General features: G+C 40.6%; 6 protein-coding genes. 4 read left to right on the top strand and 2 right to left on the bottom strand.

What is annotated here, in order from left to right; translation table 11 throughout:
* Positions 1–79: 79 nt before the first annotated feature.
* Entirely contained in the window at positions 80–289 is a 210-nt protein-coding gene (locus ORQ98_RS22000) for a hypothetical protein (protein ID WP_274690984.1), read from the bottom strand.
* 921 nt (positions 290–1,210) lie between these two features.
* On the opposite strand from ORQ98_RS22000, the gene ORQ98_RS21995 reads away from it, so the two are divergent.
* Complete coding sequence (locus tag ORQ98_RS21995; protein WP_274690983.1) at positions 1,211–1,774, top strand: dirigent protein; 564 nt, start codon at positions 1,211–1,213, stop codon at positions 1,772–1,774.
* Positions 1,775–1,965: 191 nt separating this feature from the next.
* Here the strand turns inward: ORQ98_RS21995 and ORQ98_RS21990 are convergent, their stop codons facing one another.
* Positions 1,966–4,566, bottom strand: a complete 2,601-nt coding sequence (locus ORQ98_RS21990; protein WP_274690982.1) for a hypothetical protein — start codon at positions 4,564–4,566, stop codon at positions 1,966–1,968.
* Between the two features lie 417 nt (positions 4,567–4,983).
* Here ORQ98_RS21990 and ORQ98_RS21985 point away from each other — a divergent pair, with 417 nt between their 5' ends.
* From ORQ98_RS21985 to ORQ98_RS21975, 3 genes are read left to right on the top strand one after another with little or no spacing between them, the layout of a single operon-like run.
* Positions 4,984–6,060, top strand: coding sequence for an ABC transporter ATP-binding protein (locus ORQ98_RS21985; RefSeq protein WP_274690981.1), 1,077 nt, complete (start codon positions 4,984–4,986; stop codon positions 6,058–6,060).
* A complete protein-coding gene (locus tag ORQ98_RS21980) occupies positions 6,050–8,971 on the top strand; it encodes a Gldg family protein (RefSeq protein ID WP_274690980.1) in 2,922 nt (973 codons plus the stop codon). The genes ORQ98_RS21985 and ORQ98_RS21980 overlap by 11 nt, the downstream gene beginning before the upstream one ends.
* A gap of 12 nt (positions 8,972–8,983) precedes the next feature.
* Positions 8,984–10,066, top strand: coding sequence for a DUF4340 domain-containing protein (locus ORQ98_RS21975; RefSeq protein ID WP_274690979.1), 1,083 nt, complete (start codon positions 8,984–8,986; stop codon positions 10,064–10,066).
* The last annotated feature ends 62 nt before the right edge of the window (positions 10,067–10,128 follow it).

Below are 10,128 nucleotides of genomic sequence, written 5' to 3'. Positions count from 1 at the left end.
TAAGTCCTTCCTTTTCTTTATACTTAAAAACGTGCTGTCTGAAGTCGAGAGAATATGTCATGTGTAGTATTATGCCATATTATAGATTTTTAGCTATACCACCAAAAAAAAGATTCTCAAATTGATCTTTGCTTCTAAAACTTTTTCCTCCGTGTATCATAATTTGGTGCTTTTTATCATCAAACATAGGATTATAAGAAGCATTGTCATCAGCAACTACGGGCATTGCAATGACTAAAGCAAGATAAACGGCAGGTGCTGGCATTTTTTTTAAATGAATAGATTTCATAACTACCTATTAATTAATTTAAAAGCTAAAAGGTTGATTGTTTGATGAATATAAAAAAACACCAATAAAGCTATTTCAACGACAGCTAAGGAAATAACGCTGATCCTAGTTTAAACTTACCTTCTCGGAAAAATAGCTTTTTCATGATTGTGAGTCTCTATAATAGATTCCCAGCATTGTAAATTGCAATCTACAAGACTTAGATTTCTAATCAATCAAATTATTTGTCAACCATATCACATGAGAATTTAAATTTACATGCACATTACAAAACTGCCTAATATTTATACAGTGATATTGAAATAGACCATTTGACATGAATAATGGAGTATATGAGTAGTTTTAGCGTCCCTGATTACACGCCTTATTATTTCCTTAGTCGTTATTCAACAATTGATAATATAATCGCTTTGAAATTCTTAAGGATTAATTTAGGTGTTGTACTGAAAGTGTGTTGTGTAAAAATATGTGCCTCTTGGTAACCATGAGCCAGTTTTCTTAATTCCAAGAATAAAAAGACAACTCTCTCGTGGTGTCTCTTTGAGTAATTCTTGATTTAAGTAATGGCGTGGATGGGTTCGACTTTGATTTGTGATCTGCTGAGGAATTTATTCGTATTGTGACCATTTTGCGCTATGTAGTCACTCGTCGTTTTTTCTCGAAAGTTGAGATAAGTTGGCCAGTTTTTGCTAGGTCAACAATCAAGCATGAAAAGTTAATGCTACTTGTTCATTGGCGAGCAGGAATGGTAGGAGTGTCTGTCTGATGGGAGTGGTATGAGCTGAGATATTGTAGGAGAAGTGTCTGCTGTCTATTCACCCAAATACGTATCCAAGATGTCTTATTGTGTAATGTAGTGAAATTAAGTTATTTTACCTGGCTGCTTAAGGTTTTAGTTTTTATGACTAGGAGGTTGGAATAATGCTAAAAAAATGCCTGTTATCTGCGTGTATTTTTGGGTTATCTGCTAATAGCTTAGCTGAAGTTAATCAAATGATTACTTACGCAGATATTCGTGAAAACATAGGAATTATACCAGGTAATATCCGGCAAAATGCAGAGACTGAAGATCGGCTAGACTCGCCAGGAGACATTTTTGTTTTTGACCAAATCCTGCTTGGAGAAAATGGCAAAGACATTATGGGGCGCAATGCAGGCTTTTGTATTCGAACAGACCCTGGCATGCCTGACTTTAGTGGTACTGATCATCCCTCATTACCAGATGACCCTAAAAACAACCATGGCCAATGTCAATGGAGTCTTGTTTTTAGCAACGCTGGAAAAGCAAGAAAAGGTAGCATACAGGTTGCGGGGCGAGAGTCTGATATAGGCTTGTCAGAACTTACAATCATTGGTGGAACTGGAGATTTTGTGGGAATTAAAGGGGTGTTATGTAGTACTCCCGAGCCTCAAAATAAACGCTTTAAACAAGTTTTAGTGTATTCAAAAGATGGTAAAGATAAAAACCAGTTACGCTGCCCATAGTGGATGTATTTAAAAGGGAGGTATATACCAAAAGACTGTAGATCCTTTATCGTTGTAATTTGAATAAGTTTCTATAAGCCTCCCTATTAATAAGGTTGTCGCAAAAGCTGGGAAATATGGAGTGAAGGGGTATTCTTCATATTTATTTTCCAGTATCCTTTCGCGATCCTCTATAGAGGCTTATAGCTGTTTTATGGCTTAATCAACTGTTGACCTGATCGAATGACCAAATTGCCATTAACCTTCGCAATTTTTAACCAGGGCATGTCACTGGTAAACTTTAAGGTATGTTCTGGAAAATCAAATTGAGCATTTCTCGCTGCTTTTACAATGGCAGTCGCAATATCACGAAAGGCTGACTTACCTTCCTCTGTTGCTATATTTGAAAATCCATTGACAGCTCTATTAACTTCCTGTTGGATTTGTTGCCAGTGTTTGGTAAAAGGCGTTAGGTTATCGGCTCTGCTAGGGTTAAATCTAAATAAGTCACTGACGCGCTGTCGAGTAACAGATTTAGCCCATAATTCTGGTTGCTCTACTGGATGAATTAAATTGTGGCGGTCAGCAATTCGTGCGGCGTCTTTAACGCCTAGTTGGGTTGATGCTTCATTGGTACTTGCTGGCTGATTAACAGACTGGTTTGTTCCTGATGGGGTGGTTTCAGAAGCAACTTCACCACGGCTGTTTATTGTTTGTGAGCCACTATCAAATCGGGATGCCGAAGTCGTTTCTTCAGTAGCCGTATTTACAGGTGGCTCATGGACTTCCGCTGTGGTTTGGATACTATTACTTGTAGCAGACTCTGTAGTTTCAGCGGAGTTGGTAAAAGCGGTTTCTGCTTCTGCTGCAAGCCCTTCACCAACAGTTTCTCCTTCTGCTAACAGTTCACTACTGCCAAATTCTGCTGATTCCAAAGCGATACTTTCAAATGCCGCTGACCCAGCAGCTTCACCTGCGGCGACTTCTGGGGCAGCAACAGCACCTACGCCTAAGGAAGCAATTATTGCAGCCACACTAGCGGCCGCGTCAACGATATTGCCAATTTGATTGTTTAAGTAAAATTGTGGCCAGAAAGTATCTCTATTACGTTCGGATAATTCATTTTTCCAATGATTTAAAAAAGGTTTTACTTGATTAAAATCCTGTATACTCTGTCCTAAATTATAACCTCCCAGGGTAATGAGGTTTATACCGAAGTTTGCTGCAATTCGGCCTGCCGTGTTTTTAATACCAAAGTCATCATCTGATTTTGCTTCTTGCAAAATTTGTTCGGCTTCTGCTGTATTTTTTGCTTTTGATAGTTTTACTAGTGTTTCTCCAAGTAAGGTTAAGTCTTTTGCATTATTTGACGAACTATCAAGAGCGGTTATGTGGTTGTTAATTTCAGCTTTTAGCTCATTGATATGAGCCTGACCGTTGGGTAAAGATTGTAAGAAATCAAATTTGCCATTCTCGAGTTTTTGAGATGTTTGGCGAAGTAGCTGTTTATAATAGCTAGCCACTCTTGCGTAAGGGTGTGGTTTGCTAGTAATTGTGCCTTCAGCATTAAAAGAGGGCTTCCACTCAGCCACTGCCTGGTTAAAGCTATTGAGTATTTTTTCGTATTGCTCATTGGGATGATATTCAATTTTATCTGCAATTTTTTTGAATGGATGACCCATGAAAACACTGAAAGGAGACAGACTTTCTAATACCTTGCCTGTTTCAGCAAGTGCATTACTTGTAAAGTTACTCTTATCTAACTTGAGTGTTTCTGCTTCTCCATGCTGCTCTTTATAAAGCTGTCGAGCTACTGAAAGTAAGGCTGTTCGGTGGAGATCAAAAGGCTGTCCCACTTCTTCCCATTGATGTTCAACTCCATGATTGACAGGATAAAAACCATGTTCGTTTTTTAATGCATTAATAAAATTAGCACGAAGGTTTTTTAAGCTATCAAGGGTTGTCTGGTCAGGATTAATGGTTTCATTAAAGTTGGCGTTATTAAATAGTAATGCGGCTTCATCGAGTGCTTTGCGTTGGGTAAAACTTAATGTGGCCAAAGCGGCGGCTGGCTGATTAGTCAGGTTGTTATAAAACGACTCAGGTATGGTTAATCCATAGCGGCGTAATACGGCATTTAGTGCTTTTTGTGGGGTATCAATTGTTGATTTTTGACTCCAGTTCACCCAGTTGTCTAAGCGTTGTTGGGTATTACGAAAACGATCACTTACCCAGCCTTCTTGCCAGGCATCGGTGGCAAATAGAGAGTTTTGTTGACTGGCTTCAGAGAGCAATCCTCTCATGCCATATCCATTAAGCGCATTGACGTCGGCTTTGCCATTTAATATATCAATGGCTGCTGCTTTAGCTTGTTGCTTAGAGGCATTTGGATGAATAGCGGCGTAATATTTAAAGGCAAAAACTTGTTTATTCAGTTTTAACCAATATGTTGGAGTGTTTTCAGGGGAGTCAATAGACGTTGACAGTACATCCTCCACTAATTTTTGTAAATTACGTCCTGATTGTTGATATTCCTGGTGGTTTTCAAATCGTGGATCAGCAAGTGCGCTACTAAAAATATCCACCACTTTATTATGTAAGTTGGCCACGTGTGGTTGGGATTGCGTATTATGCGTAGTTTGCTGGGCAATCTTTGGAGCTATTGCCCGTATGGCTTGCTGAATGGGTGAGCCTTTGGAGGTTTTATATTGTTTAAGGTGTTGAGTATTTTTTTCAGAAAATGAGTTGGAGACCTTATCAGCATTGCTCTGATAGGTATTCTGCTGATGAGAATTGGTATGGGAAATAGACATTATAGTGAAGTCCTTTGTAATAAATCATCCAGTTGACGAAATGGACATAAAAATAAAGTGGGTTGGTTAATAATTAGAAGTGAGTAAATGATAATTTACAAGAGGGGTGTATGAAGCCTTTCACACTGTATGTAAGGATATTTTTTATAGAGTGGGTGATGTGAACTGATTAATTAATTATTTGTTTAAAAATGACTTTTTTATAGCCTTAACCGTTGGTATGTATGCCACATACATTGGTTATATGATTTATTACTGAGCTCAACTGTCAGTCAAAAGATAGGTATATTTACCTATAAATATTGTCTGGTAGTTAAACAAGATTGGCTAACCAAAAATTAGATAACCTTGATTTGAAAAACCTGTTCCAAGATATCTTGAACTTTTTTTAAGAATCCCCATCTTAAGGGCACCTCTGTGAATAAACAATTAGTAGAAGTGCCCTTAACATCAAATACTCAATCAGTTGCATTGTTATTGCAGAAAAAAACTCATAACAGGAGAGTAATGATGCTGGAAGTTAGCCAGTTAACCCGTTGTTATGGCAGTTTCAAAGCGGTTGATAATGTCAGTTTTACCATCGGGAAAGGTGAAATTGTCGGCTTGCTCGGTCATAACGGCGCAGGTAAAACCACTATAATGAAAATGCTAAGTGGTTACTTAGAGCCTAACCAAGGAGCCATCAATATTGATGGTGTAGATCTGCAGCTTGACCCCAAACGGGTACAACAAAGTCTGGGCTATTTACCAGAAAACCTGCCAGTTTATCCCGAAATGTCAGTAGCTGATTACCTTGACTACGCTGCGGAAATTAAAGGGTTAACCAATAACCATAAAATTGCCGAGATTAAGCGGGCAATCCAAGCGACAGATATTGGTGCTAAATTGCTTGACCCGATTGCCATTTTATCGCGGGGTTATAAGCAGCGGGTTGGAGTGGCACAAGCTATTTTAGGTCAACCGAAATTGTTGATTCTGGATGAGCCAACGAATGGTTTAGATCCCACCCAAACGGATCATATGCGACAGTTGATCCGAGAGATTGCTAAAAATGCGACGGTGATTTTATCCACTCATATCATGCAAGAAGTGGACGCCATTTGTGACCGAGCATTAATCATCCGTCATGGTCAGTTAGCGGTTGATGCAAAATTAGAAACTCTCCGCTCAAGTCATTTCTTACGGCTTGTGACGTCAATGGGTAACAAACAAGCGAAAACCCTATTGGAGGCCTTACCTGGTTTAGACAATGTCGAAGCTCTTGAGCAAAAGCCTTCAGAAACAGTCAAAACCCCGGTTATTCACTACCGTTTGAAATTGACTGAAGGTCACAGCCCATTAGAGGTGAGTGCGTTCATCGCTCAACAAATCGTCGCAGCCGAAGCTCAATTATATGCTATTACAGCAGAGCATCGTGATTTAGAAACCTTATTTAGAGAAGTCAATGAGTCGCCTGTTACCGTTCAGTCTCAGGAGGTTAAAAATGCAGCCTAACGGACAACCCCTACCATTGATTCGTCGCATTGCGGCTAAAGAGGTGGTGCTATTTTTTGCTTCGCCAGTAGCCTATTTGTTTTTAGCCACCTTTGCTGCCGTTACATTATTTATTTTCTTTTGGGGAGAAGCTTTTTTTTCCCGCAACATTGCCGATGTGCGGCCTATGTTTGAATGGATGCCATTGTTATTAATATTCTTGGCCAGCACATTGACCATGCGCTTATGGAGTGAAGAGCGGCGCACCGGTACATTGGAGCATGTGCTAACTCAACCAGTACCCTTATGGCACTTTGTGGTGGGTAAATTTGCTGGCTGTTTATTATTATTGGCTATTGCGCTTGCCATTACTCTGCCATTACCCATGAGTGTCTCATTAATGGGGGATTTGGATTGGGGGCCTGTATGGGCTGGTTATTTAGCTACATTTTTATTGGGTGCAGCTTATTTAAGTATTGGCTTATTTGTTTCGGCCCGCAGTGATAACCAAATTGTCAGTTTAATCAGTGCGGTTACCCTTAGTGGCTTATTTTATTTAATTGGTACCAATACCATTACTGATTTCTTTGGTAACCAAGCGGGGGAATGGTTACGTGCATTGGGAACTGGCTCGCGGTTTGATGCTATTACCCGCGGCGTTATTGATTTTCGCGATTTATATTATTATCTCAGTATGATTGCGGTTTTCTTAGCGCTAAATACTGTTGTTTTAGAAAAGGAGCGCTGGGCAACCCAGCAGGTGACTCCACATCATCAAGCCTGGCGAGCAGTAACAGGATTACTGTTAGCCAATGCGATTGGGGCTAATTTATGGCTAGGACAAATGAATAGCATTCGTCTGGATGTCACTGAAGGTAATCAATATTCTATTTCTGAAGCAACGAGCGGTTATCTTAATCAGTTGCAAGAGCCTTTATTGGTGCGTGGTTATTTCAGCAGTAAAACACACCCCTTATTAGCGCCATTAGTACCACAGTTGCGGGACTTAATTGAAGAGTATGACGTTGCGGGTAAAGGCAAGGTGCGGGTGGAGTTTATTGATCCTGCTACTCATCCTGAACTGGAAGAAGAAGCCAATCAGAAATACGGTATTCAACCCGTGCCTTTTCAAGTCGCAGATCGCTATCAAGCATCGATTGTTAGTTCTTACTTTAATGTGCTGGTACAGTATGGCGATGAACATCAGGTGTTGGGTTTCCGTGATCTAATTGAGGTAAAAGCCCGTAGTGAAGCAGATGTTGATGTGCAACTGCGCAATCCTGAGCATGATTTAACCCGTGCTATTAAAAAGGTATTAAATAGCTATCAGGCAGGAGGTAATCTGTTTGACACCGTTAAAAGTGAGCTGGTATTTAATGGCTATATATCGAATGTGTCGGCCTTACCTGAAAAATTAGTGGACTTTAAAAAGACCATTAATAAGGTGTTAGATAAACTAAAAGCGGACGCCAATGGCCGTTTGACCGTAAACTTTATTGACCCAGATGCAGATGGCGGGAAAGTCGGTCAGCAAATTGCTCAAGACTTTGGTTTTAAACCGATGGCCACTAGCTTACTGAGTAATGATCGCTTTTATTTTTATATGACTTTGGCAAACCAAGAGGAACAAACCGTGCAAATTCCGCTGGGGGATATGAGCGAGGGGAGTTTTGAACGTAATTTGAAAACAGGCATCAAACGTTTTGCCAGTGGTTTTACTAAAACAGTCGCTTTGGTTACACCACAAGTGCCAGCTTATAACCCTTATGGTATGGCTAGCGGTGCTCGGTTTAGCCAGCTAGAACAGTTTTTAGGTGACGAGTTAAATATCAAGCGGGAAGATCTCAGTGATGGTCAGGTGTCAGGTGATGCGGATATTCTACTGCTAGCGTCGCCTAAAGAACTGGACGAAAAACAACTATTTGCTGTCGATCAATTTCTGATGCAAGGGGGGACTGTTATTGCGGCAACTTCACCCTATAGTGCCAGCCTCAGTAATCGTAGCTTAAGTTTGCAAAAACAAAATAGCGGTTTGCAGGATTGGCTTGCCTATCATGGATTACTGATTGAAGATAAAGTCGTGATGGACCCACAAAATGCTGCTTTTCCTGTGCCAGTGACGCGTAATGTAGGAGGCTTTCAGTTTCAGGAAATGCGCATGTTGGATTACCCTTATTTTATTGATGTAAGAGGTAAAGGGTTAAACCAAGATAATCCAATTACTGCTGATTTACCACAAGCGACAGTGGCGTGGGCTTCACCTATAAAAATTAATCAGGCAAAACAAGCAGGCCGTAAAGTCACTGAATTATTGCGCAGTTCTGAAGGGGCTTGGCTTTCTTCATCAATGGATATTATGCCTAAAATTACCCGTGATGGTTTAAGTGCTTTTACGCCAGAAGGTCAACAAAGCGCTCAGTTGTTAGGGGTTATTAGTGCGGGTCGGTTTAGCTCTTACTTTGCTGATAAAGAGTCTCCCTTACTCACCAAAGATGATAAGGCAGACGAGGCAACAGGTGAAGAAGCAGACAATACTAAAGATAGTCAAACAGCTGAGTCAAAACAGACGACAGTATCTAGTGTTATTACTCAGTCACCGGAGTCAGCTCGGATTATTTTATTTAGCTCCAATGACTTTTTACGCGATCAAGTGATTCGGATGGCAGGCTCATCAACAGGTAGTGAATACCTCAATAACCTACAATTGCTGACAAATACGGTGGACTGGTCGTTAGAGGATGTCGGTTTACTCAGCATTCGATCCCGTGGCCATTTTAACCGCACGTTACCACCCATGGAGCATGATGTGCAATTATTTTGGGAATATCTCAATTATGGCATGGCGATTTTTGCTCTGGGGATTATTGCCATTGTGCAGCGGCAGCGAAAACGTGCCCAAGATAATCGCTACTTAGCTTTGTTAGCCAATTAAGGGGAGGTTAAAATGGCAAAATTAAAAACCTGGTTAACTGGCCTGCTAGCTATCCAGCTGGTGTTGGTTGTAGGGCTTTTTTGGCGCAGTGAACACCAGCAGCAACAAAACATACAACAACCGTTGTTTGGCTTTAACCTGGCGGATGTGACTAAGGTGATCGTTAGTGATAGCGATAATCGTGTAACGATGAGTAAGTCTGGTGATCATTGGGTGTTACCAGAGTTAGCTAACTTACCAGCGAATCATGATAAATTAACGGATGTATTAGCTAAACTGGAAAGCATTCAAACAGGTTGGCCAGTAGCAACGACTACTTCCAGTCACGAACGCTTTGACGTATCTGAAGATAAATTTCAACGACAAGTGCAGCTTTATCAAGATGATAAGCTGGTAGGGAGTGTATTGGTTGGTACTTCGCCTGGTTTCCGCAAGGCGCATATCCGTAAGCCGGAAGATGATGCTGTTTATACAGCTCAGTTAAACAGTTATGAGCTCCCTGTAAAAGGGAACGATTGGCTGAATAAATCATTGTTGGCAGCAGGAAGTGTGGATAATATCAAGTCGATCGAAGGTACTGACTACCGTTTGGAGAAGTCAGACGACAGTTGGGTTTTGAGTGAAAGTAAACAATCATCATCCAATGCAGCTAATGCTACAAAACTGGATATGGTAAAAGCCCAACAGCTAGCCACAGCCTTGGCTAACTTACAGGTGCAAGGTGTAGCAGATAAGCAACCTCATGCTGGTGCTGACAGTAAGCTCGGAGCCATTGAGGTTGTCAATGATAAAGGTAAACTGTCTTATCAGTTGACTGCTGTTGATGATACATACTTCATTAAGCGTAGTGACGTTGAGCAGGCCTTTACTATCAGCAAATACGACTATGAACGTATCACCCAAGTTGGTTTGTCACAGCTGGCATTACAAGTGGAGCACTCAGATAAAGCCGTTGCTGAATCAAAAAAGGCTACTGATACTCAAACGGCAACTGAAGGACAAGCCTCATCAAAGCAGCCACCTGAAAAAGTGGAAACTTCTCAGTCAGATGAAGAAGGGACTACTCTCACTGAGACTGATGCATCAAAAAGCTAGTATTAACTAATAATTAATAGCACTCATAGTTTTTAGCGGTATAATCGGCATTATATCGCTAA

Origin of the sequence: Spartinivicinus poritis (genome assembly GCF_028858535.1) — a bacterium.
Lineage (GTDB): Bacteria > Pseudomonadota > Gammaproteobacteria > Pseudomonadales > Zooshikellaceae > Spartinivicinus > Spartinivicinus poritis.
The sequence above is the reverse complement of the archived record's forward strand: the minus strand, read 5'-3'. Positions and strand labels throughout refer to the sequence as shown.